The following is a 23,313-nucleotide window of genomic DNA, read 5'->3' as shown; positions in this document are numbered from 1 at the left end:
GATAGCGGGTGCCGAAAGGTGCCCGCCCAATCATTCAAAGGGACAGAGCCATGACACATCCCACAGGTTATTCCGGAGCGCAGATCGCGCTCCACTGGATCGTCGCCCTGCTGGTCGCCGGTCAATATATCTTCAAGGACTCCATCGCCTCTGCCTGGGATGCGATCCGGCAGGGCACGGACTATGCCTTCGACCCACTGATCCTGGCCCATGTCGCGGGCGGCGGGCTGATCCTCGTCTTCATCCTGTGGCGACTGGCCCTGCGTCTGACGCGTGGCGCGCCTCTACCGCCCGCGAATGAACCCGCGCCGCTAAAGCTGCTGAGCCATGTCGCCCACTGGGCCTTCTATGCGGTACTGGCGATCATGTCTGTATCGGGTGCATTGGCGTGGTTCGTCGATCTCACCATTGCCGCACAGGTCCACAACATCTTCAAGGTCGTGCTTCTGGCGCTTGTCGCTCTGCATGTCCTGGCTATTCCCTTCCATCGGATCGTGCTGAAAAACAACGTCATGATCCGCATGATCCGTCCGGCGGAGTAGCGGCGACTACCGAGTGGGGCTCGACCGTTAAAGGTCGCCGGCGGGGGGAGCCTGGCGAATGTGCTGGACAAGAGCAGTCATGGGTCATCATGCTGGAAACGTCTCGACGTAGCGGGTTCAATCGGGTTGGGCATCAATCCAAATTTCCAAGATCGACAGAAAGAGAAGACCGCCATGTCAGCGCCCGAAGAGCAAAGCCTTCCGATTGATCTGAAACTGTCTGAGCCGACAGTTGCTCGCCGGCGCCGCTGGTTTCGCAAGCGCTATCTGCTGGTCCTGCTGGTCCCGGTGTTCATGTTCTCGGGCGCGGTGCTGGGACTGTATTTTCAACCGACGGGCTTGCAGAAGTTCTACGCACTGACGGGCCTTACTCCCGGTGGCGGCTCGGATGCACCCATTGCGCTGCCGCCCGAGATCGAGCTGCCGTCGAAGATGGCGGAAACCCTGCTGCCCACCGATGTGGTGGGGTTGGCGCGGGTGATGCCGCGTGGCGATGTCTCGGTTGTGGCGGCACCCTACGGCGCGGGCGATGCGCGCGTTGCCGAAATCCTCGTATCCGTGGGTGACCGGGTGGAGAAGGGCACCGTGCTGGCGCGGCTCGACAATCACTCGGCTCTGACCGGCGCGGTCCTGACGGCCGAGGCAAACCTTGCCGTGCGCGAAGCAAACCTCATTCAGACCCGTGCCGCGATAGAGGCAAGCCGCAACGAAGCACAAGCTACGCTTGATCAGGCCCTGGCCACTGCGGCAGAAGCCGCCACGACGCTGGCGCGAACGGCAGAACTCGTTTCGCACGATGTGGGCACACAGGCTACGCTCGATGCCGCCCGTTCGGCGGCAGAGAGCGCCCAACTTTCCGTGGTGCGCGCCGAGGCGACGTTAACGCGCTATGCCGCAGTCACGCTGGACGAACAGCCCGATGTGATCGTGGCGAGCCGCAATGTGGATGCCGCCCGATCCGACCTCGCCCGTGCGCAGCTTGATCTTGCGCGCGCCGAGGTCGTGGCCCCGATCACCGGTACAATCCTCGACATCCATGTTACGCCCGGACAGCGCCCTCCTACCGACGGCATCATGGACATGGGCGACACCGACCAGATGATGGCCGAGGTGGAGATCTGGCAGGACCGCATCAGTAATGTTTTGGTCGGCCAACCGGTGGAGTTGGCCACCCCGGCACTGGGTGTCACGCTTCAGGGCCGGGTGGACAGCATCGGGCTGACCGTGGGACGGCAGGGACTGATTTCGGACGACGCGGCGGAAAACAAGGATGCGCGCGTGATCCAGGTCCTGGTGGTGCTGGACAAGGCCTCCTCTGAACTTGCCGCACGCTTCACGAATCTCGAGGTCATAGCCCGCATTGACACCACTGCGCGGGTCAATCCATGAGCTACCTGCTGCAACGCCTGTTCGGGCGGCTGCCGATCGGCTGGCTGCAATTGACCCATAACCGCACCCGCTTTGCGGCGGCACTGGCCGGCGTGGCCTTTGCCAATGTGCTGGTCTTCGTCCAGCTTGGGATCATGAATTCGATGGGTGCTGCAACATTGCGACCCTATGATTTCTTCCAGGCAGATATCATGATTTCGGCCAGCGACGCGAGCACCCTGACCGATGGCGGCAATGTCGCAAGGCAATGGCTGCTACAGGCAATGGGTGATCCGGATGTCTCCGCGGGCATGGGTCTCCTGATCGCCAATGTTCCCTGGGACCGGGGCGAGAAGGACATCAGTCTGACGACCTTTGGCGTGGACCCGGTCAAGAAAGAATTCCTGGCCGCCGATATCGCAAGCGATCTGTACCTCTTGCAGGTGCAAGATGCGGCGATACTCGACCGGCTGGCCCGGGGACTGGGCAAGGATGAAGCTTCCGCGATCCGTCCGCAATCACCGCTCTCCTTTGAAACGCAGGGCCGTACCGTCACCGCTTACGCCACCTTTGCCGGCGGAGGCGGGTTCGGTGGCGATGGCTATATGCTGGTCTCGGATCAGACCTTTTTGTCGCTGTTCCCGACGCGCAGTTCCACGGCGCCCGACCATATCCTTTTGACGCTGCGCCCCGGCGCGCAGACGGAGGCCGTGATCGCGCGCCTGAAATCCCTGATCTCCGATCCATCCCTGCGCATCCGCAGCTATGAACAAGCCGCGCAGGAGGACCTGCGCTACCAGCAGACCAAGCGGCCCACGGGCATCATCTTCGGCTTCGGCGTACTGATAGGCGTTCTCGTCGGAATCGTGATCGTCTATCAGGTGCTGTCCACCGACGTGGCCGACCACCTGCGTGAATACGCAACCTTCAAGGCCATGGGTTATGGCCCCCAGTTCTTTCTCGGCATCGTCTTCGAAGAGGCGCTGGTGCTGGGGATCATGGGATTTATCCCCGGTCTGGTTGTCGGGACGACCATTTTGACAGTCATGGGCAAGATAACCACCCTGCCACTGGGCATGACACCCTCGATGGCGGCGACGGTCTTCCTCGGCACCATCGTGTTTTCCGCCCTGTCCGGCGCCATCGCCACCCGTCGGCTTGCCGCTGCCGACCCTGCCGATCTCTTCTAGGAGGCTGCCATGGACAGCGACGCAATCGTTGAAGTACGGGCCTTGAACCACTGGTTCGGCAGCGGCGAAGTCCGGAAACAAGCCCTGTTCGACGTGAACCTGACGTTGAAACGCGGCAGCTTCACCGTGTTGATGGGCCCTTCTGGGTCTGGCAAGACCACGGTGCTCACGCTGATCGGCTGCCTCCGCGCGGTACAGGATGGGTCGGTACGGCTTCTGGATCACGAACTGAAGGGCGCACCCCAGACACAGCTTGTCGCGCTGCGCCGGCGTCTGGGCTTCATATTCCAGGCCCACAACCTGCATGAAAGCCTGACTGCGGCGCAGAATGTGATGATGGGGGTGCAGGTGCATGGTGGCGTGCCCGACGGCGTGGCGCAACGCGCGGCCGCCCATGCGCTTGGCCTCGTCGGCCTGACAGACCGCACGACCTACCTGCCCGCCAACTTGTCAGGTGGGCAGAAACAGCGCGTGGCCGTGGCTCGGGCCCTTATCTCCAGCCCGGCGCTGGTGCTGGCAGACGAGCCCACCGCCGCACTGGACAAGGACAGTGCGGCCGAGGTCGTCGATCTGTTGAAACGCATGGGCGAAGCGCGGGGCACAACGACCTTGCTCGTCACCCATGACAACCGCATCCTTGACCGCGCTGATCGTATCCTGACACTGGAAGACGGCCGCATTGTCAAGATTGAGGAGCGAAACTAAGCTAGTGTTCTTAAAATAAAGGAGGTCGAGGTATCCCATCTGCGGTCATTGGTTTTACTACCGGAATCCGCAACAATATGAAAAGCTTGGCGTGTTCGATAGTTCTGCCTTACGCAAGTACTGATTGTAGGAGCTTCTGTGGTTGCCGCTCATGATGCAAGAAGTTTCTGAACCCTTGGGCATGATCGAGTGCGGTCTTCTGTCAGGCCTTCAAATGCGGCACTTTGGAAAGCTTTAACCCGGAACTCAATATTCTGCGTCGCCCAGAGGTTGTCGCCGACCGCAAGCAGTTCAGGCATTGGGAGTGCGATCTGATCTAGTTTCGCCAGAAGTTCGGCAAGGCCAACGTGACGTCGCTCGTGGAGCGGGTCAGCCGCTTTGCTAGGTGGCGTCGCCTTAACCGAGTTTGGGATGCGGTAGTCTCTTCGACCTGAACTTCACGCATCAATCGACAAAGCGATTTCCCGCCAGGTCGAGATGGCGTGAGTGCGAAGCTGGCGATGGTCTGCGGCGGTCAAGTCTTTGCGGTGAAGAAGGAAGAGATTGGCGATCTGGCCGTGAGTGGAGACGAAACGCTGACATTGCCGCGCGGACTTGAAGCGCATCATGCGCCGCTCTCGTCGTCGCACAGCAAGATGGGAATTTTCAGCCTGGTTGTTCAATCCCTTGTGCGAGCGATGTTCGACCTTCGGCATCAAATCCGCCTTCGCAGCCGAATAGGAACGCAGCTTGTCGGTCAGCATCACGCGCGGGGCGATACCTTGACCCTTGAGCAGTTTGCGCATCAGACGCAAGGCTGCTGCCTTGTTCCTTCGGCTTTGCAAGAGGGCGTCGAGAACGTAGCCGTTGGCATCGACGGCGCGCCACAGCCAGTATTTCTTTCCCTTGATCGTCACCACCATCTCATCGAGCTGCCACTTGTCGGCAAACTGGCCTCGTGAGCGGCGTCGGAGCTGATTGGCGAACTTCAAGCCAAATTTCGCCGCCCATTCCGAGACGGTCTGGAATGAGACGTTGATGCCGCGCTCGGCCAACAGATCTTCGACGTCGCGTAAACTGAGCGGAAATCGGAAATACAGCCAGACCGCATGGGTGATGATCTCGGCAGGAAAGCGGTGGCGTCTGAAGTGGGCGGCAGGGAATTCGGTCATGACAATCCGAATATCAAGTCGGCTAAAACAGGCGGTTAAGGCGACGCCACCGTCCTGACAGCAACCGCGATTCGCAGACGTGCGGCCATGCTGGCCTTCGCGACGGCATCGGCCCTGGTGCTTGCTATTCCGTTCGCCGCCACCGTCCGAGCGGAGCCTGCTGCAACCGGCTTCGTCTATACGGCCGATGAATTTGGCAACACCGTTAGCCGCATCGACCTTACCACGGAAAAGATCGACATCGTTCCGGTCCCGATCACGCCCCACAACGTGCAGTTCGTATCGGGAAAAGATTTGGTGCTGGCGGTGGGCCTGCCGGTCGCCGGCAAAGCTGAAGACGCTCATGCGTCCAATGGGGCTGGCCATGGCGGCGACGGACATGGTGATGCCGCTGTCGCAGGCCAATTGATCGTCCTCGACGCGGCCGATATTTCCTCCGGCGTGAAGGCGTCGATCCCCGTGGGTGGGCATCCTGCGCATGTGATCGCAGACGCGCAAGGCAATCGCGCCTACGTCTCGAATTCCGAAGACGACAGCTTGTCGGTCGTTGATCTTGCCAAGGGCGAGGTCGTCGCCACGGTCGGCACCGGCGACTACCCCCACGGCCTGCGGATGAGCCCGGATGGAAGCGCCATCTATGTCGCGAATGTCCAGGACGGTACTGTTTCGGTTATCGACACAACGGCGCTTTCGGAAGTTGCCAGGATCAAGGTAGGCGTTGCGCCCGTCCAGGTCGGCTTCACACCTGACGGAAAGCGGGTCTATGTCTCGCTGCGCGATGAAAACAAGGTCGCCGTTATCGACACGCAGTCGCGCGAGGTGATCGCACGCATCAATGTCGGCCGTTCGCCCATCCAGGTTTACGCCACGCCTGATGGCCGGCTGGTTTACGTCGCGAACCAGGGAACCGAAACGGAGCCGGATGAGACGGTCTCGGTTATCGATGTCGTAGGCGGGAATGTCGTGAAGACCATCCAGACGGACAAGGGCGCTCACGGCGTGACGGTCGTTGCCGACGGAGCCTTTGTCTTCGTCACCAACATCGTGGCCGGGACCGTTTCCCAGATCGACGTCGGCAGCCAGTCCGTGGTCAAGACATATGCTGTCGGCAAGGGACCGAACGGCGTCACCTATCAGGCGCAGTGATGCAACGTCGGGGCGGCGCTTCGCCGCCCCGCACGACCTAAGCCTCAAACCTATGAGCAGGACGGCCGGCATGCAGGCTTCATCAATGGACAAAGGGTCGGCGAGGCTCTATTCTTTGCCCATGCTTCGCGCGTTGCTTATCATTGTTACAACCATCTCGCTTGCCGCTGCTTCTTTTGCCGTTCAAGCACACGAGACCCGCATGTCCGGGATGTTGGAACGCGCCGCGCTGACGCAGCACATGGAGCAAGCCTCTTCTTCGATGGCCGCTTGCAGCGAAGGGAAATCCTGCAAAGCAGATGCCGGATTGTGCACCTTCGCCTGCGCCGGAATATCGGCCTGGCTTCCGGTTGTGCGTACTTCGGCAAAGCAAATCAGCTCGCGGCAAAAATATCCCTTCCCGCCGGATGCCGTCTTCGTTGCGGCAGCTCCCGGCCGGAATGATCGCCCTCCTATATCGCGCCTCCTCTGAGCCTGCGGCGGGGCTGATCCCGCTGCGATCCATTTGGACCTTTCAGGCGGGACAGATCGTCCCGAGGTGACGAATATGACGACCTTTTCACGACGCGGCTTCCTCGCCGCCAGCGCAGCCATGCTTGCTGCATCCCATTTCCCCATCAGGGCCTACGGCCAGGACGCGGCTGCGATCCGCCTGGCCGCCACCAGCCGCACGCTCGATATAGACAATCGACCGGCCACCGTTTTCGGACTTGCTGGTCCCAACGGGCAGGGGCTGCTCCTCGATCCGGGCGAGCGATTTCGGGTGGATCTGACCAACGATCTCGCCGAGTCCACGATCATTCATTGGCACGGCCAGATTCCCCCGAACGCTCAGGACGGCGTCCCGGATATGCCGCAGCCGCTTCTTCAGCCCAGTGAAACGCGCAGCTTCGATTTCGCGCCCCAGCCCGGAACGCACTGGATGCACAGCCATGTGCCGATCCAGGAAATGCGATTGCTCGCCGCGCCGCTGATCGTCCGGAGGGCAGAAGACCTATCCGCCGATCGGCAGGAAGTCGTCCTGTTCCTGCACGACTTCGCGTTCAAGACACCGGAAGAAGTGCTGGAAGAGATCACCAGCGCAAGCGCTGATGGACATGGCGCTGCCGGCATGTCACGCGCGATGCAAGGCATGAACCATGGCGGCATGCCTGGAATGAACCAGGGCGAGGCCGGGGGAATGGGCTCGATGGCCATGGATATGGGTAACATGGCGATGGATCTCAACGACTACGACTGGGATGCCTATCTCGCCAATGACCGAACCCTGTCCGATCCCGATGTCGTTCAGGTCGAACGCGGCGGCCGGGTTCGCCTCCGTGTCATCAACGCAGCCGCAGCCACCGTTTTCTGGATCGACACGGGCGAAGCACAAGCCCGGCTCGTCGCCGTCGACGGGCATGAGGTCCAGCCGGTCGCGGGTTCGCGGTTCGGGCTGGCCATGGGGCAGCGTCTCGACCTGGAGATCGACCTTCCAAATGAGACCCGCGCATGGCCGATTCTGGCGCTCAGGGAGGGCGAACGTGAAAGGACCGGCATTATTCTCGCCCCCGCGGGCGCCACGATCGACAGGATCGATTCCCTTTCAGCGAATGACGCCCCGGCCTTCGACACGGACTTGTCTCAGGAGTCACGGCTGGTCGCTGTCGACACGCTTGCCGCCCGTCCGGTGGATCGAAGCCACATGATCATGCTCGGCGGCTCGATGCAGCCCTATGTCTGGACCATCGACGGAGCAACATGGGGCAAGCATCGGCCGGTTGCCGCAACGAGCGGCGATCGGGTGGAACTGATGTTCCACAATATGTCGATGATGGGGCACCCGATGCATCTGCATGGGCATGCATTCCAGGTTGTTGGCATCAACAGGCGACGCTTCGAAGGTGCGCGCCGCGATACCGTGTACATACCGCCGATGTCGATGGTCACTGTTGCCCTTGATGCCGGCGAGGCCGCGAGCTGGATGTTGCATTGCCATCATATGCCGCATCTGGCCACCGGGATGATGACCGAGTTCAGGATCGCTGCATGAAACCGCTCTGGATCGCGGTCGCCGCAACTCTCCTGGCGGCGGCCGGTGCGATCTTGGTCGGAAAGGGACGGTCCGGTCAGGAGGCGAGCGATCGCATCGCCCTTGGCCGGGCAGTCTATCTAGCGAACTGTGCGAGCTGTCACGGCACGAAACTCGAAGGCCAGCCCGACTGGCGCAGCCCGGGCACGAGCGGCCGCCTTCCGGCGCCGCCGCATGACGAGACCGGTCACACCTGGCATCATTCGGACAGGCAGCTCCTCGCAATCATCACCGATGGGACCGCCGCGGTGGTTGGCGGTGGCTACGAGAGTGACATGCCCAGCTTTCGGGAGGCTCTGACCTCCGCCGAGATCGAGGCTGTCCTCGACTACATCAAGAGTACCTGGCCGCAGCGAGAGGCAGACTACCAACGCCGCATCTCGAACGGCTGACACGCCGGAGGCCACGAAAACAATTTCGTGGCCCCACATCGCCATCGCGCGCCGCCCCACCACCACATTCATGCCGACGGGTTCGGCAGTTGATGGCGGCAGAGAGGGTGTTCGGCGGCCTAAAGACATAAGGATTCACAAATGAACAAGAGAAACGTCTTCGCTCTGCTCGTCGCCGCGGCAGCGGTTGCGGGCTTTGCGCTTTGGAATCGAACCGGATCGGAAGACGAAGCCAGAAGAGGAGTATCGGGCCAGGGGACGGCATTGTCGGTTGTCGTGCCTTCGTCATTGTCCGACACCGCAAAGATGGGAGAACGAGCTTTCAACGCCGTCTGTGCAGCGTGCCACGGCAAGAACGCGGCCGGAACCGATGCCGGCCCGCCGCTCATCCATCGGATATACGAACCTTCTCACCACGGAGACTACGCCTTTGAAATGGCCGTCGCCAACGGCGTGCGCGCGCATCACTGGAAATTCGGAAACATGCCTCCTCAGCCGGGTCTGACGAGGGCCGACGTCGCTACGATCGTGGCCTATGTGCGCGAGCTTCAGCGGGCGAACGGCATTAATTGAGGAGCATTGGCGGCGAGATACCCTGCCAGACCTGTCGAGGCGGGTTTGAGGAAATCGGGCGGCTGCGAGTGGAGTTGTGGTGTGATAGGATGAGGCGGCCAAGTCGCCTATGGGAGGGGTGTGCAATGCGAACTGGCATAACATGCGCATTTGTCGTTCTGGCTTTGCTGGTGTCGGCGTCAAATGCCCAAGAGGATCAGCCGTTTCATACGTCTTATTTCGCGGATGAAACGACCATCAGCCTGTCCGTGACCGTCGCGGCAACCTCTCTTGACCCGGAATATAATTTCGATGTGCAAGTCGCGCTCACGGAGCGCGGACCCGAGGGTCAGATCAGATTCATCGACCACAGCGCCCACCTTGCAAAGGTACGATGCGCCGCGCCGAAGGCCGTCATGATCGGCCAATCAGAGTTTATGCTGTCGGATTCGCCCGAGCCGGGGGATTGGAAGCAGGATCTCTGGCGCACCTTCTGCCTCCTGCCGGTCTCATGAGGAACGGGGCCGCGCTGCATCCAGCGCGGCCCTGTGCTTCACTTGACCTGGGTGACAGTCAGCTTTCCGTTGACGCGCTCGGCAACGAACTGGACCTTTGCGCCGACCTTGAGCTTTTCCAGCATCGCGTCATCAGCGACCTGGAATACCATCGTCATGGCCGGCATCTCGAGGTTCTTCAGCTCTTCATGGATGAGCGTGACCTTCTTCGCCTTCTCGTCCAGCTTCTTGACCGTGCCGCTGGTGAATTCCTGCGCGAAGGCGGCGGTGCCGAAGGCGAAGGCGACGGCGCCGGCGAGTGTGATTCTTGTGATAGCTTTCATCGTCATTTCTGTTGCTCCTTATTTCTTCGCGACCGTGACGTCGCCGTGCATGCCGGAATCGTAGTGACCGGGAACGAGGCAGGCGATCTTGGACACGCCGTCGTTGGTGAACTTCCAGACGATCTCGCCGGATTTTCCGGGCGCGAGGCGAATGGCGTTCGGATCCTCGTGTTCCATTTCCGGGAATTTCTCCATCACGGCTTTGTGCTCCATGATCTTGTCTTCCTGGTCGAGCACGAATTCATGATCGACCAAGTTAGAATAATTCTAAACTGAACATTTTTCTGCGTTTTCCTTCCATCACGGAATGAGGTTGCGTCGACGCAGCATCATCCCGCTGCACACACAATCACTGCTCGGAGCACCATTCATGCGCGCCCTTCACAAGGAAAATCATCTCATCGAACGGATAGGCTGGCTTCGGGCGGCTGTACTGGGTGCCAATGACGGGTTGATCTCGACGTCGAGCCTGATCGTCGGTGTCGCCGCGGCGACCAACGCCTCGCATGAGATCCTTGTTGCCGGTGTTGCCGGTCTGGTGGCCGGGGCGATGTCGATGGCGGCGGGCGAATATGTGTCGGTCAGTTCGCAGGCCGATACCGAGGAAGCCGACATGGCGCGGGAACGGCACGAGCTGGCGACGCAGCCGGAGGCCGAGTTGGCCGAACTCGCGGCAATCTACGAGCAGCGCGGCGTGGCCCCAGAGCTGGCCCGGCAGGTCGCCGAACAGATGATGGCGAAGGATGCCTTCGAAGCCCATGCGCGGGATGAACTCGGATTGGCGAGCCATGTGATGGCAAGACCGGTTCAAGCTGCGCTGACCTCGGCGGTCACGTTTGCGGCGGGTGCGGCTTTGCCGTTGATCGTCGCCCTGCTTGCGCCGGCCGGAACGGCTGCATGGACCGTGTCCCTTGCTTGCCTCATCGGTCTTGCCATCCTCGGCGCAATCGGGGCACGGGCGGGCGGCGCCAGCATCTGGAAACCGACTATCCGGGTGGTGTTCTGGGGCGCTGTCGCGATGGCCTCGACCGCATTGATCGGCTCCGTGATCGGCCGGGCGGTGTGACGATGAAACGTCTGTCGCTCGATTTCCAGACCGTCATGTCGGCAATTGCGGTCCTCGGGATGATGCTGGCCGTCGCCGGGACCTGGCCGCCGGCGGAAGGCCTTTCCATTCTAAGATCTCCCGGTCTGGCGATGGTCTATTTGGCCGGAGGGCTTCCCGCCACCTGGAGCGCCCTGACGGCGTTGTGGCGCGATCATATCCTCGACATCGATCTTCTGATGGTCGTCGCGGCCGTGGCGGCGGCGATCGTCGGGGCGCCGTTCGAAGGCGCGGTGTTGCTGACGTTGTTCAGCGTGTCGACCACGCTTGAGCACCAGGCATTGGGACGCGCGCGCAGGGCTGTTGAGGCGCTCATGGCGCTCCGGCCGGAGACGGCTTTCCGCAAAGGAGAGGACGGGACCACGGTGGAGGTTCCTGCTGCGGAGCTTGCCGTCGGCGATGTGGTGGTGCTGCGTCCGGGCGCACGCGTGCCGACCGACGGTGTGATCCTGCATGGCCGTGGCGGAATCGACGAAGCCAATATCACCGGTGAGTCGATGCCGGTCTCCAAGGAACCGGGCGAGCAGGTTTTCGAGGCGACCGTCAATCTTGACGGGGTCCTTGACGTGACCGTCACCAGGACGGTCGGCGACAGCACGATCGCGCGCATGATCCAGCTCGTCACCGAGGCGCAGGAAGCGAAGGCGCCGTCCGAGCGCTTCAGCGCGTGGTTCGGCCAGCGTTATACGGTCGGTGTCCTGCTGGGCTCCGCTCTGGCCCTTGCGGTCTTCTATTGGCTTGGCCGCGACTGGGAACAGGCCCTCTACAAGGCCGCGACACTCCTGGTCGCCGCCAGTCCCTGCGCGATCGTCATCTCAGTCCCGGCAGCGATCCTGTCGGCGCTCTCCGCCGCGGCGCGAGGCGGCGTGCTGTTCAAGGGGGGCGGTGCGCTCGAAACGCTCGCCGCTGTCGATACCTTCGCGTTCGACAAGACCGGGACCCTGACCAATGGACGTGCAGAGGTTACGCGCATTGTCGCCCTGGATGGTGAGGATCGCCGTTTCCTTTCGCTCCTTGCCGGGCTGGAAGCGCATTCCGAGCATCACATCGCTGCCGCCATCCGTCGTGAGGCCCTGGTTCATGGCGTTGAGCCGGTGGCGGTCGTGGACGTTACGTCGCATCCGAGCGCCGGCATCGTCGGCTACGATTCCTTCGGCCCGATATGGGCCGGCAACGCTCACCTCGTCGAGGACATGGGCGCCTCCGTCGATGATCCGGCGTTCCGTGAACTCGCCGACAGTTCTCAGACCGTGGTCTATCTTGGGCGCGGTGCGACCGTTCTGGGGGCGGTCAGTGTTGCGGACGAAGCAAGAGCCAGCTCAGCCCCGGCGCTGGCCGCGCTTCGCGCCGGTGGCGTCAACCGCATCGTGATGATGACCGGCGACCGCAGGCCGGTGGCCTTGCGCATCGGTACGGAACTTGGCCTTGCGCCCGGCGAGGTTCATGCCGAGATGCTGCCGCAGGACAAGGTGCTCCAGGTCGGCGACCTCGCGCGTGATGGCAAGGTCGCTTTCGTCGGCGATGGCGTCAACGATGCCGCCGCATTGGCTCGCGCCGACGTCGGCATCGCCATGGGCGCGGCGGGGTCGGACGTCGCACTGCAGGCCGCCGACGTCGCCCTGCTGTCGGAAGACATGAAGAAGCTGGCCGATGCGCACCGGCTTGCACGGCGGACGGCCGTCATCATCCGACAGAATCTCGTCCTCGCGATCGGCGCCATGCTGGTACTTGTGACCGGCGGCCTGTTCTTCGACCTGCCGCTTCCGCTCGCGGTGATCGGACACGAAGGCGGCACCGTTCTGGTCGTGCTGAATGGCCTACGCCTCCTGTCGGACCGAATCCGCGCCACCGACGGCTATCTTCACCATTCTCGTCAATATGAGTTCCAGGATCAAACGGGCAGCACGTCCGGATCGCGGGCGACCTCGCCCACCACACCATGATTGGACCCAGTGCTGATTGGGCGGCAGCCGGACCTTCCCTGTCCTAAAAACCGCAAAGGGACACCGATGCTGACTTTGACATCGCTCGGCGCGCCACCGCATCCTTATCGACTGCGGGCTGTTCCAGGGGCTCAAGAACCTGCGCGAGCTTAACTGGGAGAAGCTTCCGGTTCAGCCTGCGGCGATCGGCGCGGTCATCCTGACGCAGGCCCATCTCGACCGTTCCGGATAGTCGCCGGCATCGGATAACACATGCCTCGTCTCACTTGCGCCAGATCAAGAACGTTCCTTTGCCAATGGTGTATCAGGGGGGGAAATGAAGGATCGGATCGTGGTCAAGGCACAAGAACTACCCTCAAGTTTCCACCACGTGCGGTTGGTTCTCGCTCGCGGCAAAGACCATCCGGAGGGAGATCGGGAAGAAGGCTATGATCTTCTGGTTCCGCTCAACCACGAAGGATTCCTTGATCCGCTGGAATGGAAGAAATCTCGCGACGCCTGTCGCGTCCGATATTTTCGGGACGGTAAGACGGCCCGCATCGGGCTGTTGCGGCGCAAGCCCGGCGGGCAGTGGTATTTCGATTACGAGCTGGGTGATCGGGACGACGAGATCGGTTTCCGCCTGGGCGAGGAGTGCTTCCGTCTTGGCGAATACATCTCGGTCGGGCGGGAAGGCGCGTTTGTCACCTATCAGGTCGCGCGCGTCGAAAAGCCCTGACGCCGGGGCGAAATTGCAGAAAAGGAGAAAGAACCTTGTCGAATACACCTCACACTCTTGGCGACGAATTCCCAGACCAGATGGACGCCATTCATGCCCTGAAGGCGAAAAGCCCGGAGTTTGCGCATGTTTTGACGGAATATGACGCGGTGAACGACAAGATTCATCGGTCCGAGACACGTCTCGACGCCATTTCCGAAGCAGCCGAGGCCGATCTGCGCCGCCAGCGGCTGATGTTAAAAGACAAGATCGTGGCATCGCTCCGCAACGCGTGAGGGGACTGCGAGGCCGGGTTTTGCTGCCCCGCTTGCATTACCCGATTTCGGGGAGATCAGCGACACCACTCTCCCCGAAACCATCGCTTACAGCCGACCAGACCGACCCATCAAGGCCCGAGTGTGGCCGCATGCCCGGCCGCGATCTCCCCCTCAATTCACGAACGGCCAAGATACAGAGACGCTGCCATGCCGGCCGCAAGGCCGAGCACGCTAAGGGCGCTGACGGGCCCGCCGATCCTTGAGCCTCCGACCCATGCCGCCATCACGGCTTTGACAAGTGTATTCATGGCCACGGCGATCAGGATCGCATCTGCCGCAAGACCGGGCTCGATCGAATGCGACGCCAGGCGGGCCATGGAGATCGAAATCGCATCCACATCGGCGATGCCCGAAGCGGCGGCGGTCACCAGAACGCCCGCATTCCCGAACGACTGCTGAAGCAGATGCGACACCACCATGACCACGGTGATGAGTGTCCCCATTTTCAGGGCAGGCGCCAATTCCAGCGGGTTGGTGATCGTAAGTTCCGGCTGTTCGGAGGAGCCGCGACTTTGTAGCAGCAGGAGCCCGGCGCCGATGGCGAGCACGCCACCGCCGATGAGCAATGGCCATTTGAGATGCGGAAGCAAGCTTGGGTTCAAGGCCGTTGCCACGACTGCAACGCGGATGATCATGGTCAAGCCGGAAAGAAGCACGCCACAGGAAAGCAGCGTGCTGGACTCGGGGTGCCGGCGGGCAAGCCTTGCCAGCGTCAAGGTCGTCGCTGTCGAAGAGGCGAGCCCGCCCGCGATCGCCGTCATCAGGACGCCAAGCCGGTCCCCGAACACGCGGACGGCGACGTAGCCGGCGAAGGAGACCGCGGCGATCAGGATGGTCAGCAACCAGATCTCATATGGATTGACGGTGCCCCAGGGATCGACCGGCCTGTTCGGCAGGATCGGCAGCATGAGAAAGGTCATTGCCAGAAGCGTCAGGCCCGACCGGATCTCATTCCAGCTCAGCGACGCGACCCAACGATGCAACGGCTCGCGCAGGGCAAGCAGCACAGCCGTGGCAACAGCCCCGGCGATGGCGGCTGCAAGGTCGCCGACGACGGCAAGCGTTCCCAGCAGGAACGTGGCTATGCCGGCGACGACGGATGTCGCGCTGTAATTTCGCTCGGCCCGCGCTTCGAGCCAGTGGTAGGAGGCGAATGCCGCGGTGAACCCGAGGAAAACAAGACCGATCACGAGGCCAGAGTCGAACTGCCGGGCCAGGGCGCCGGTAATGCCGCCGGTGAGACCGGTCAGCGCGAACGTTCGTAGACCTGCCGCGCGCAGATGGTCTTCCTCGTTGCGGGTACGCCATCCACGCTCCAGGCCGATCAGCAGACCGATCGAAAGCGATACCGCAAGGCGGCTGAGCAGGGCGTCAGTGTCCATGGTCTCCCGAGTTGCCTTTCAGCATCTGGCGTCGATGTCGATGATCATTTGTCTATGAAGAACCTTTGCACTCATTCTCATCATCGCCTTCCCGCAGATAGCGCTGCTCCTCCCAAATTCGATGTATGGTTGAGCCAGCGGAAGCGTAATCGACGCCGACACGACGATAAACCTTGTGAATTGCATTGCATTTGACGCGGATGGCCAATAATCAGAAGTGTCATAAAACAACACGCGAACCACCACAGTGAGTGAGTATCCTGGATGGAACCCTTTTCGAGAACCATGCGCGGCCTTTTGGGCGGGGTGAGCATGATAGCGAGTTTGACGGCGGGTGAGGCGATGGCGGAAGGTGCTTTCGACAAGACATTGACACTTGATCCCGCGCGCTTTGCGGTCGTCAACGTCACTGTGGACGGCAAGCCCATGGTGCTGCGGCGCTATGATGCGGTCTATGTCGGCAAGCCTGTCGCCATGGCATCCGAGCAGCCGGCTCGCAGGATGGGGCCGGGCGGAAGCCCCTCGGGCGCCGACACGCAAACGCTGGCTGATCCGCTGACATACCAGAAGCTCAGCATCTTCGTTCCTGAAACGGCATCCGAGACCTCGGCAATCATCCTGAATGTCAACAACGGAGGATGGTTCGCCAGCGAACTGCAGTCCGATATCGAAGACGGCGGCGCCTACCGATCGGACAGCGATACGGACAAGGCCGGCGCAGCGCTCGCCGCCGGCTATGTCTATGTTGATATCGGCAGTCGCGGACGTGGCATTCTGGCGGCCGACGGCAGCCTTCCGGGCAAGGCGCCGGCAGCCGTGATCGACACCAAGGCAGCTATCCGTTACCTGAGGCTCAACGATACAGCCCTTCCCGGATCTGCGGAGCGCATCGTCATCACCGGAACCTCCGGCGGCGGCGGTCTGTCTTCCGTGGTTGCCGCGAGCGGCAACAGCCCAGATTATCTGCGTCATCTGGCCGAGATTGGTGCTGCCGGCGTTGCGGAAGACGGGACAAGCAGTCTCAACGACGACGTCTTCGCCGTCATTGCCTATTGCCCGATCACCGATCTCGGTCACGCCGACATGGCCTATGAATGGCTCTATAGCGGCATCCGCACGGAGGAAAACACAGCGGACAATCGCTGGGGAGAGCGGGCCAAGGCCGCGTCAGCCGAGCTCGCTGCCGCCTATCCCGCCTATCTGGACGGCTTGAAGCTGACGCGAACCGACGGCACACCGCTCACCTCTGCGACCATGAAGGCCGCAATCACCGATGAGGTTCGCCAGGAAGTCGAACGCCATGTCGCAGCAGGTGGCACCATCCCCGCACGTGGCGAAGATTTCGAAATCACGCTGCGGCAGCGAGGCGGCGAGAAGACGCTCGTTCTCCAGAATGATTGGGTGACCGTCGAAAACGGCGCCGTGACGGCACTCGACTTCGACGCATTCCTGGGTTTCGTCGTCAAGACCTCCGCGCTGAAGAACGTGCCCGCCTTCGACCGAAGCGCCAATACCGGCAATGAAGGCGTTGACGGCGAGAACTCGCTGTTTGGCGCGCCCACTCAGGCCTATTCGAACTTCAGCGCCTTCGGCTGGAATAACAACGAGGTCAAAGGGGATGGATCCGGTCCCGACGATACCGGAATGGACTGGGCAGGCTATACAAGTGGAGCAGGAGCGGCGCTTGCCGAGCAGGTGCGCCTGATCAACCCCATGGCCTATCTTCGCACCGAGGCGAAGGCGGCAGGCTACTGGTATATCCGCCATGGCATGATCGACCGGGATACATCCTTTGCGGTGGAACTCTCACTTGCCGAAGCGGCCCGTATGGATAGCGACGTACAGTCCGTAGATTTCCGCCTGCCCTGGATGACCCCGCATAGCGGCGATTACGATGTGCGGGAAACCTATGCCTGGCTGGCCGGTGTGCTGGATGATGCCGTTGATCCAGCAGCGCGCTGAGGGTGTGACTTGAGGCATGTCTCTCAAGGCATGCCTCAATTGAAGGCCGCTTCAATCTTGCAGGCAAGTCGCTCGGAGGCCTAACCGTGCGAGGGCTTCAATAGCGGATGCATTTCCGAGTTCTGCCGCTTGACGATGAATTTCGACTACCCAATCGACACCCTTGGACATGCCCTTTCCGGTTTTGAACAGACCGGCCATGCAAACCATGCCATCGGATACAATGATGCCCCCCCGAGATGAGGAGTATCGAGTTAAGAGGCGGTTATGGTCGCGCCAGCTCAATCGCGCAGATCTTTAATCAAAAGGGATACCGGCGCACGCAGCACTGCGTTATTCTGCAATGTCGCAATCTTAACCGGAGCGACGCCCGACCGCTCCAGGAACACTGTTGCTCGGTGGTTGCGGACTTCGTGCATGATAGCATCGTATCGCAGCGTCAGAGGAAATGTGGCCTGTGACGCTGAAAGTTGGACTACCAACACTTGGTAATCGCCAACATGATCGTCAAACGCCCCCTCAATCCGAGCTGACAACACCGAGAACTGAACAATATTTTCTTGTAAATCGGCCACAAAGAGGTGGCTCATTAGATAGTTGGAAATGCGCTGTACCTCAGCTTCCGAGAGCGCAGGCAAATCCTGATTGAACGCGACGTCACCCAGTTTACCTAAAACAAGGTTTAACTCTTCGAGCGGCATGGTGATACGCAATGCAACACGATCGCCTGTGGGTTGAAAGGTCAGCGAGGTCCCAGGAAGACCATGCGCCAAAAGCGCTTGTCCCCATAGCGCGAGCCCGAGGAAAAGAGCCATTCGCACGACACTTTTCATCCGGCTCACTCCGTATTCCCGCCGTAATCAGAGGATTTGTCACGCCAGACAGAATGGGGGTGGATCCCGGGAATGGACCTTCCGGGCTGCAAGGAAAACTCGATCCAAACGGACGGCCCATCGATGCGGACGTAATCGTTCTCCGCATCAACCGACCGGGTCCCGGAGAAGCCGAGGAATGTGTCGCCAAGCTCGGCCTTGTACTTGGCCATGACCACGTCTGCGCCAGTATCATTGACGTCGCGGACATAAGTTTCGATTGCAGCCAGCACGAGGGACTGAACAGTGGGCGTAGCTTCTTGCAACCGCAGGCCCTCCTGAACGACCGGAATTGCATCGTCTTGCTGCGGACCAGCGAGAATGTTGGTGTAGGTGCCAGACAGAGTCGCCTTGCTGGCCTCCTCCTGCGACAATGCCTCGAGAGCGGCGGCGAAGGCGACCCGCTCCTGTGCCATCGGCGCGTTCTCGCGGCCGTTCATCGTGAAGGGAGTGAAGGGCTCAACCCCGCGAAACGAGGGTGTTGCACCAACCATCTGGCCATCACGATAAGTGTTTGAAAGCGCGAAATGATGGCCACCGAAGTAAAGTTGCCATGTCCCGGTCTCAGCAGGGCTACCAAGGAATGCTATATGAAAGTTTGATGATGAAAAGCCAGCTTCACCTGTTTCCTCCAGGAGATAGTCGTCGGCGTTCAGCACCTGCTCGAGTTCGTCGTAACCTTCATTCGCCGCAATACTGGCGGCAGCCTGTAGGATCGCTTTCACCAAGCCGCGTTGCTCCGGAGTAAAATCGCCAAGTGTCGGTCCAACACGCTCTTGGAATCCCATTGGCGGAAAGTTCGGGCATCCTGCAGGTCGATGGCTATGCCGGATACAACAGACTGATCGCATCAGAGCGCGTTGGGCCGGACATTCGGCTTGCCTACTGCTGGGCACACGCCCGTCGCAAGCTGGTGGAGATCACCCGCAACGGAACATCACCCATTGCCGAGGACGGCGTTAACCGGATCGGAGAGCTTTATCGGATCGAGGCCGAACTGCGTGGTCTTGATCAGGAGGCTCGACTTGCCGGAAGACGGGAACGATCTGCGCCGCTCGTCGCCGACATGCAGGCTTGGCTCGTCCATCACCGTGCCCTTGTCGCGACGAAGTCCCCGCTCGGCGATGCCTTGGCCTACATCGCCAAATACTGGGACGGCCTGAAGCTCTTCCTGACCGATGGCCGCATCGAGATCGACAACAATAGCGTCGAGCGGACCATCCGGCCGATAGCCCTCAGTCGGAAGAACGCACTCTTTGCCGGGCACGATGCCGGGGCCGAGAACTGGGCGACAATCGCCTCGCTGATCGAAACCTGCAAACTCAATTCCGTCGACCCACAAGTCTACCTGACCCGCACGCTCTCAGCCATCGTCAGAGGGTATAAGCAGAGACAGATCGATGATCTGCTTCCCTGGAATCATCAGGCCGAGTAACGTTTGTTAGGGACAGGGATAGGCCCACCAATGTTCTTCCAATTGTATTGTAGCCGCCGATTGCGCATTGGTCAGCCCCGTGAGGTCAGCCATACGCCAACCAAGGTCACCGCCAGCCCGGCGAACATCGCGAAGGTCAGAGGCTCCGAGAACAACATCCAAGCCCATAGCATTGTCACGGGTGGGCTGAGGTAGATGGCGGCGCTCACCTTGGCAACCGGGAACAGCCGAAGACTGGTATAGTAGACCGCATACGCTAGGAACGTTGCGATCAGGACTAGCCAGACCATCCCGATTGCAAAGTCTCGGGTCATCGGTGGAGCAAGGCTGCCCTGCGTCAATGCGCACAGGCCGAAGAGAACCGACCCCATCAGCGTCTGGATGCAAAGGCTCTGGTGGACCGGCATGTGTTGAGTCTTGCGTCTCCTATGCAGGACCGAGGCGACGGCGAACACCAGCATCGAACCTACCGTCAGACCGTACGCCCAGATCGGAGCGGTACCGAAACTGAGGCTGTCGAAGGAGACGATCAAGACGCCGACGACGGCAATCGCGGTGCCCAGCCATTGCCGTTGCGTCAGCCGCTCACCGAGGACGGGCTGGGAAAGGGCGGCTATGGCGAGCGGAAGAAGGTCGGCGATAAGCGCGACCAACCCGGTTGGCACTTTCTGCTCTATGGCAAGCGCGAAGCCTCCCAGATAAAGGAAGACCGCCATGATGCCGAATACCCCCGCTCGGGCTACGCCCTCCCGGGGTAGCGTCCGCGCACGTGGTGTAATTTCGGAGGCGCATTGAGGTGGAAACGGCGGTGGAGAATGAGCTGCCGAATTCGTTGAGCGCAAGGTGGGCACCGGGCCTGTCGGAGAAGGTGGAGTTGCAAAGCTTCAACCAGCCGAAAGGAACCCCGATGACCGACGACAGATTAGCTCTTTCCGAGCTTGCCGCGAAGAGTGGCGATAGCGATTTTCTGCGCACGATTGCCGAAAGCGTGCTGCAACTGATCATGGAAGCCGATGTTGATGGCCTGATCGGCGCTGGGCGCTATGAACGTGGCGACAGCCGCCAGACATGGCGCAACGGCTACCGCGACCGCTCGCTCGACACCCGGCTCGGCACGCTGAACCTGAAGATACCGAAGATGCGACAGGGAGCCTACTTTCCCGGCTTTCTGGAGCCGAGGAAGATGGTGGAGAAGGCGCTGGTGGCCGTGATCCAGGAGGCGTGGATCAACGGCGTCTCGACGCGCAAGGTCGATGAGCTGGTGCAGGCCATGGGCATGACCGGCATCTCCAAATCCTCCGTCTCCAAGCTGTGCAAGGATATCGACGAGCGGGTGAACGCCTTCCTCAAGCGCCCCCTTTCCGGTGACTGGCCATACCTCTGGCTCGACGCCACCTATCTGAAGGTGCGTGAGGGCGGTCGCATCGTGTCGGTGGCGGCGATAATCGCGGTGGCGGTCAACACGGACGGGAAGAGGGAGATTGTCGGCCTGCACATCGGCCCCTCCGAAGCCGAGCCGTTCTGGACGAGCTTCCTGCGTGATCTGGTCCGCCGAGGCCTCACCGGCGTCAAGCTGGTCATCTCCGATGCCCATGAAGGGCTGAAAGCGGCCATTACCCGTATCCTCAGCGCGACATGGCAGCGCTGCCGTGTTCATGCGACACGCAATGCGCTGGCCTACGTTCCCAAGGGCCAGCACACCATGGTCGCCGCCGCGATCCGTCAGGCTTTCATCCAGCCCGACCATGACAATGCCGTGCAGACCTGGCGGCATGTCGCCGACCAGCTCCGCGCCAGATGGCCCAAGCTCGGTACCTTCATGGACAATGCCGAAGCCGACGTGCTGGCCTACATGGCCTTCCCCGCCCAGCACCGCACGAAATTACATTCAACGAATCCACTCGAACGCCTCAACAAGGAGGTCAAGCGCCGTGCCGATGTCGTCGGCATCTTCCCCAACGAGGACAGCATCGTTCGCCTCATCGGCGCGGTTCTGCTCGAAGCCAACGACGAATGGCAGCTCCTGAGCCGATACATGCAGGTCGAGGCAATGGCCGAGCTAAACCCACCAACAATCGAAGAGGAAACTACACTTCAGATTACACCCAGAGCCGCCTGATCATGACGGCCCGGTCCTACACCCGAAATTACACCAACTTGACGGACGCTATCCCTCCCGGCCGTCTCAGGCCGGCGCCACAGTGGCCGACTTTTGCTCCGCCCCGTGGCCGGTTTTTACTCCGCCGTTGACACATTTCCGTGACGGAGAGCGTTACGGAAACTCCGCGCATCCAGATCGAGCCGCCAGCGCTTGACCCGGTGGAAATGCTTGAGGAGACCCAGGAAATTTGCGTGACGGAAAGCGTCACGGAAATCCCGACGACACCAGCGCCGGCACAGCCAAGGCGCGGGCGTCCGCCTTTGCCGGGTGGAGCGATGACATCGGCGGAGCGAGCGCGGCGGTATCGTCAGACGCATGCCGTGGATCGGATGATCAGGCTCCCTGCTACTCTCGCCGATCGGTTGGCGCGGATTGCAGATGAAGCGGGTATCACGTCGGATGACGTGCTCATGCGGGCGCTGGATGCGTTCGAGAGGGCACGGCAGGGAGTCGAAGCATCATGAACTTGTTCATGATGGTCTTTCCCCCTCTATACCGCCTCAAGTCTCCCTTGCATGGACCCTATAAGCCTTGGCAGATGCCCAGGAGGGCATGCCTTGCTGAAATACCACCCCTGCAGGTGGTCGCACTGCATGCCAGTCAGCAACTCCACCTGTTCCAGGGTTTCAACGCCCTCTGCTGTTACAGTCTTGCCGAGGCTATGGGCAATATCGATTATACCGCGGATGATCGCCCGATCCTCTGGACACGTTACCATATTGGCAACAAAGCTACGATCAATCTTCAGTTTGCCGAGTGGTAGCTGACGCAGATGGGTCAGGGATGCATACCCCGTTCCAAAATCATCGAATGCGATTTCCACGCCGGCATCGTGCAAGCGACGCAATCCCTGCTCGACGCGTTTCTGATGGGAGCCAAGAAACATGCTCTCCGTCACTTCTACGCAGAATTTTTCCGGGCGGATTCCAGTTTGAGCAGATAGCTCAAAAAAGCGTTCCAAGAAGACATCCGATCGGAAATCGGAATTCGTCAGGTTGATGGCGATCCGTTCAAGAGGGATTTGCGCGGCCAGCATATCAGCCGTATCCTTGAATGCTCGTTCGAGCACGAACATGCCGATTGCCGCTCGAACTGCGGGATCGGAAAACCCCTCCTGAAATGCGCTTGGCGTCAACAGTCCAAGTTGTGGGTGCTGCCATCGCATGAGGGCTTCAAGAGAGACAAGCCCGTTGCTGACGACAGGCACGATCGGCTGGTAGTGGAGTTCGAACGCGTCCAGTCGCAAGCCATCTTCGATCTCCAGCAGGAGTTGGGAACGATGCTCGGCAGCTTCTTTGAGTTTGGGATGGAAGATTTCGAGACGATCGCGTCCGAGAGCCTTCGCGTGGTAAAGAGCAAGGTCAGCAGCCTGGAACAGGTTCTCTGCATCGTTTCCATTGCCTGGGAAAACTGCAATGCCGAGGCTCAAGGAGAACCGCCGGGCGGCCGCGCCAATCTGAATC

General features: G+C 60.9%; 22 protein-coding genes and 4 pseudogenes. 18 read left to right on the top strand and 8 right to left on the bottom strand.

The features are described from left to right. The first annotated feature begins 50 nt into the window (after positions 1-50). From K8M09_RS22335 to K8M09_RS22315, 5 genes and pseudogenes are all read left to right on the top strand, one after another. A complete protein-coding gene (locus K8M09_RS22335) occupies positions 51-542 on the top strand; it encodes a cytochrome b (RefSeq protein WP_050746448.1) in 492 nt (163 codons plus the stop codon). Positions 543-716: 174 nt separating this feature from the next. Next, positions 717-1,931: an HlyD family efflux transporter periplasmic adaptor subunit gene (locus tag K8M09_RS22330; protein ID WP_156334155.1), complete on the top strand. Its 1,215-nt coding sequence runs from the start codon at positions 717-719 to the stop codon at positions 1,929-1,931. Beyond that, positions 1,928-3,100 (top strand): FtsX-like permease family protein, encoded by a 1,173-nt coding sequence (locus K8M09_RS22325; RefSeq protein ID WP_160787986.1) that lies wholly within the window; start codon positions 1,928-1,930, stop codon positions 3,098-3,100. Before K8M09_RS22330 ends, K8M09_RS22325 begins: the two co-directional genes overlap by 4 nt. A 9-nt stretch (positions 3,101-3,109) precedes the next feature. Then, the gene (locus K8M09_RS22320; RefSeq protein ID WP_160787987.1) at positions 3,110-3,805 is read left to right on the top strand and encodes an ATP-binding cassette domain-containing protein; all 696 of its coding nucleotides are present in this window, start codon (positions 3,110-3,112) and stop codon (positions 3,803-3,805) included. Between the two features lie 242 nt (positions 3,806-4,047). Beyond that, positions 4,048-4,188: pseudogene (locus tag K8M09_RS22315) on the top strand (IS30 family transposase); the annotation flags it as partial. 54 nt (positions 4,189-4,242) lie between these two features. Here K8M09_RS22315 and K8M09_RS22310 read toward each other — a convergent pair. Further along, the gene (locus K8M09_RS22310) at positions 4,243-4,956 is read right to left on the bottom strand and encodes an IS6 family transposase (protein ID WP_037095196.1); all 714 of its coding nucleotides are present in this window, start codon (positions 4,954-4,956) and stop codon (positions 4,243-4,245) included. 87 nt (positions 4,957-5,043) lie between these two features. Between K8M09_RS22310 and K8M09_RS22305 the strand changes: the two genes are divergently transcribed. The 6 genes from K8M09_RS22305 (at position 5,044) to K8M09_RS22280 (ending at position 9,632) form a co-directional block, all read left to right on the top strand. Continuing rightward, the gene (locus K8M09_RS22305; protein ID WP_037094854.1) at positions 5,044-6,102 is read left to right on the top strand and encodes a YVTN family beta-propeller repeat protein; all 1,059 of its coding nucleotides are present in this window, start codon (positions 5,044-5,046) and stop codon (positions 6,100-6,102) included. A 70-nt stretch (positions 6,103-6,172) separates the two neighbouring features. Further along, positions 6,173-6,574, top strand: a complete 402-nt coding sequence (locus K8M09_RS22300; protein WP_094542215.1) for a hypothetical protein — start codon at positions 6,173-6,175, stop codon at positions 6,572-6,574. A gap of 75 nt (positions 6,575-6,649) precedes the next feature. Next, positions 6,650-8,134, top strand: a complete 1,485-nt coding sequence (locus tag K8M09_RS22295) for a multicopper oxidase family protein (RefSeq protein WP_037094843.1) — start codon at positions 6,650-6,652, stop codon at positions 8,132-8,134. Beyond that, the gene (locus K8M09_RS22290) at positions 8,131-8,565 is read left to right on the top strand and encodes a c-type cytochrome (protein ID WP_037094846.1); all 435 of its coding nucleotides are present in this window, start codon (positions 8,131-8,133) and stop codon (positions 8,563-8,565) included. Before K8M09_RS22295 ends, K8M09_RS22290 begins: the two co-directional genes overlap by 4 nt. 141 nt (positions 8,566-8,706) lie before the next feature. Beyond that, the gene (locus tag K8M09_RS22285; protein WP_037094849.1) at positions 8,707-9,138 is read left to right on the top strand and encodes a c-type cytochrome; all 432 of its coding nucleotides are present in this window, start codon (positions 8,707-8,709) and stop codon (positions 9,136-9,138) included. Positions 9,139-9,263: 125 nt separating this feature from the next. After that, positions 9,264-9,632, top strand: coding sequence for a hypothetical protein (locus K8M09_RS22280; protein WP_052821447.1), 369 nt, complete (start codon positions 9,264-9,266; stop codon positions 9,630-9,632). Between the two features lie 38 nt (positions 9,633-9,670). Here K8M09_RS22280 and K8M09_RS22275 read toward each other — a convergent pair whose 3' ends face one another. Together K8M09_RS22275 and K8M09_RS22270 are read right to left on the bottom strand one after the other, a co-directional pair. Then, the gene (locus K8M09_RS22275; RefSeq protein ID WP_077546222.1) at positions 9,671-9,955 is read right to left on the bottom strand and encodes a copper-binding protein; all 285 of its coding nucleotides are present in this window, start codon (positions 9,953-9,955) and stop codon (positions 9,671-9,673) included. 18 nt (positions 9,956-9,973) lie between these two features. Beyond that, positions 9,974-10,207: pseudogene (locus K8M09_RS22270) on the bottom strand (cupredoxin domain-containing protein); the annotation flags it as partial. 118 nt (positions 10,208-10,325) lie between these two features. Between K8M09_RS22270 and K8M09_RS22265 the strand changes: the two are divergent. The 4 genes from K8M09_RS22265 to K8M09_RS22250 all read left to right on the top strand — a co-directional run bounded on the left by K8M09_RS22265 (position 10,326) and on the right by K8M09_RS22250 (position 13,996). Further along, positions 10,326-11,021: a VIT1/CCC1 transporter family protein gene (locus K8M09_RS22265; RefSeq protein ID WP_023513021.1), complete on the top strand. Its 696-nt coding sequence runs from the start codon at positions 10,326-10,328 to the stop codon at positions 11,019-11,021. A gap of 2 nt (positions 11,022-11,023) precedes the next feature. Further along, positions 11,024-13,003 carry a heavy metal translocating P-type ATPase gene (locus K8M09_RS22260; RefSeq protein WP_023513020.1) on the top strand — a complete coding sequence of 660 codons (1,980 nt, stop codon included), beginning with the start codon at positions 11,024-11,026 and terminating at the stop codon, positions 13,001-13,003. A gap of 316 nt (positions 13,004-13,319) precedes the next feature. Beyond that, the gene (locus K8M09_RS22255; protein ID WP_050746437.1) at positions 13,320-13,721 is read left to right on the top strand and encodes a hypothetical protein; all 402 of its coding nucleotides are present in this window, start codon (positions 13,320-13,322) and stop codon (positions 13,719-13,721) included. Positions 13,722-13,756: 35 nt separating this feature from the next. Continuing rightward, positions 13,757-13,996, top strand: a complete 240-nt coding sequence (locus K8M09_RS22250) for a YdcH family protein (RefSeq protein WP_023513018.1) — start codon at positions 13,757-13,759, stop codon at positions 13,994-13,996. Positions 13,997-14,154: 158 nt separating this feature from the next. Here the strand turns inward: K8M09_RS22250 and K8M09_RS22245 are convergent, their stop codons facing one another. Next, a complete protein-coding gene (locus K8M09_RS22245; protein WP_023513017.1) occupies positions 14,155-15,420 on the bottom strand; it encodes an MgtC/SapB family protein in 1,266 nt (421 codons plus the stop codon). Positions 15,421-15,684: 264 nt separating this feature from the next. Between K8M09_RS22245 and K8M09_RS22240 the strand changes: the two genes are divergently transcribed. Beyond that, positions 15,685-17,382, top strand: a complete 1,698-nt coding sequence (locus K8M09_RS22240; protein ID WP_206366729.1) for a subtype B tannase — start codon at positions 15,685-15,687, stop codon at positions 17,380-17,382. A gap of 281 nt (positions 17,383-17,663) precedes the next feature. Here the strand turns inward: K8M09_RS22240 and K8M09_RS22235 are convergent, their stop codons facing one another. Together K8M09_RS22235 and K8M09_RS22230 are read right to left on the bottom strand one after the other, a co-directional pair. Then, the gene (locus K8M09_RS22235) at positions 17,664-18,215 is read right to left on the bottom strand and encodes a hypothetical protein (RefSeq protein ID WP_160788207.1); all 552 of its coding nucleotides are present in this window, start codon (positions 18,213-18,215) and stop codon (positions 17,664-17,666) included. Between the two features lie 5 nt (positions 18,216-18,220). Further along, positions 18,221-19,105: a DUF3500 domain-containing protein gene (locus tag K8M09_RS22230; protein WP_160788206.1), complete on the bottom strand. Its 885-nt coding sequence runs from the start codon at positions 19,103-19,105 to the stop codon at positions 18,221-18,223. On the opposite strand from K8M09_RS22230, the pseudogene tnpC reads away from it, so the two are divergent. Continuing rightward, a pseudogene (gene tnpC / locus K8M09_RS22225) lies at positions 19,021-19,689 on the top strand (IS66 family transposase); the annotation flags it as partial. The gene K8M09_RS22230 and the pseudogene tnpC overlap by 85 nt on opposite strands. 71 nt (positions 19,690-19,760) lie before the next feature. Here the strand turns inward: tnpC and K8M09_RS22220 are convergent. Further along, positions 19,761-20,414: pseudogene (locus tag K8M09_RS22220) on the bottom strand (DMT family transporter); the annotation flags it as partial. Positions 20,415-20,596: 182 nt separating this feature from the next. On the opposite strand from K8M09_RS22220, the gene K8M09_RS22215 reads away from it, so the two are divergent. Next, the gene (locus K8M09_RS22215) at positions 20,597-21,808 is read left to right on the top strand and encodes an IS256 family transposase (RefSeq protein WP_160788268.1); all 1,212 of its coding nucleotides are present in this window, start codon (positions 20,597-20,599) and stop codon (positions 21,806-21,808) included. 532 nt (positions 21,809-22,340) lie between these two features. Here the strand turns inward: K8M09_RS22215 and K8M09_RS22210 are convergent. Continuing rightward, positions 22,341-23,279, bottom strand: a complete 939-nt coding sequence (locus tag K8M09_RS22210) for a putative bifunctional diguanylate cyclase/phosphodiesterase (RefSeq protein WP_229342504.1) — start codon at positions 23,277-23,279, stop codon at positions 22,341-22,343. Between the last annotated feature and the right edge of the window lie 34 nt (positions 23,280-23,313).

The organism is Shinella zoogloeoides, from assembly GCF_020883495.1.
Classification (GTDB): domain Bacteria; phylum Pseudomonadota; class Alphaproteobacteria; order Rhizobiales; family Rhizobiaceae; genus Shinella; species Shinella zoogloeoides.
Note: the sequence above shows the minus strand (reverse complement) of the source record. Positions and strands in the feature narration are given on the sequence as shown.

What these genes read in the sequence shown, in the direction of transcription:
- K8M09_RS22280 (WP_052821447.1), top strand. Translation starts at nt 9,264, where the DNA reads ATGCGAACTGGCATAACATGCGCATTTGTCGTTCTGGCTTTGCTGGTG.
- K8M09_RS22325 (WP_160787986.1), top strand. Translation starts at nt 1,928, where the DNA reads ATGAGCTACCTGCTGCAACGCCTGTTCGGGCGGCTGCCGATCGGCTGG.
- K8M09_RS22230 (WP_160788206.1), bottom strand. Translation starts at nt 19,105, where the DNA reads ATGCGATCAGTCTGTTGTATCCGGCATAGCCATCGACCTGCAGGATGC.
- K8M09_RS22215 (WP_160788268.1), top strand. Translation starts at nt 20,597, where the DNA reads ATGACCGACGACAGATTAGCTCTTTCCGAGCTTGCCGCGAAGAGTGGC.
- K8M09_RS22275 (WP_077546222.1), bottom strand. Translation starts at nt 9,955, where the DNA reads ATGAAAGCTATCACAAGAATCACACTCGCCGGCGCCGTCGCCTTCGCC.
- K8M09_RS22320 (WP_160787987.1), top strand. Translation starts at nt 3,110, where the DNA reads ATGGACAGCGACGCAATCGTTGAAGTACGGGCCTTGAACCACTGGTTC.
- K8M09_RS22305 (WP_037094854.1), top strand. Translation starts at nt 5,044, where the DNA reads ATGCTGGCCTTCGCGACGGCATCGGCCCTGGTGCTTGCTATTCCGTTC.
- K8M09_RS22245 (WP_023513017.1), bottom strand. Translation starts at nt 15,420, where the DNA reads ATGGACACTGACGCCCTGCTCAGCCGCCTTGCGGTATCGCTTTCGATC.
- K8M09_RS22330 (WP_156334155.1), top strand. Translation starts at nt 717, where the DNA reads ATGTCAGCGCCCGAAGAGCAAAGCCTTCCGATTGATCTGAAACTGTCT.
- K8M09_RS22265 (WP_023513021.1), top strand. Translation starts at nt 10,326, where the DNA reads ATGCGCGCCCTTCACAAGGAAAATCATCTCATCGAACGGATAGGCTGG.
- K8M09_RS22335 (WP_050746448.1), top strand. Translation starts at nt 51, where the DNA reads ATGACACATCCCACAGGTTATTCCGGAGCGCAGATCGCGCTCCACTGG.
- K8M09_RS22255 (WP_050746437.1), top strand. Translation starts at nt 13,320, where the DNA reads ATGAAGGATCGGATCGTGGTCAAGGCACAAGAACTACCCTCAAGTTTC.
- K8M09_RS22300 (WP_094542215.1), top strand. Translation starts at nt 6,173, where the DNA reads ATGCAGGCTTCATCAATGGACAAAGGGTCGGCGAGGCTCTATTCTTTG.
- K8M09_RS22290 (WP_037094846.1), top strand. Translation starts at nt 8,131, where the DNA reads ATGAAACCGCTCTGGATCGCGGTCGCCGCAACTCTCCTGGCGGCGGCC.
- K8M09_RS22260 (WP_023513020.1), top strand. Translation starts at nt 11,024, where the DNA reads ATGAAACGTCTGTCGCTCGATTTCCAGACCGTCATGTCGGCAATTGCG.
- K8M09_RS22295 (WP_037094843.1), top strand. Translation starts at nt 6,650, where the DNA reads ATGACGACCTTTTCACGACGCGGCTTCCTCGCCGCCAGCGCAGCCATG.
- K8M09_RS22240 (WP_206366729.1), top strand. Translation starts at nt 15,685, where the DNA reads ATGGAACCCTTTTCGAGAACCATGCGCGGCCTTTTGGGCGGGGTGAGC.
- K8M09_RS22310 (WP_037095196.1), bottom strand. Translation starts at nt 4,956, where the DNA reads ATGACCGAATTCCCTGCCGCCCACTTCAGACGCCACCGCTTTCCTGCC.
- K8M09_RS22285 (WP_037094849.1), top strand. Translation starts at nt 8,707, where the DNA reads ATGAACAAGAGAAACGTCTTCGCTCTGCTCGTCGCCGCGGCAGCGGTT.
- K8M09_RS22235 (WP_160788207.1), bottom strand. Translation starts at nt 18,215, where the DNA reads ATGAAAAGTGTCGTGCGAATGGCTCTTTTCCTCGGGCTCGCGCTATGG.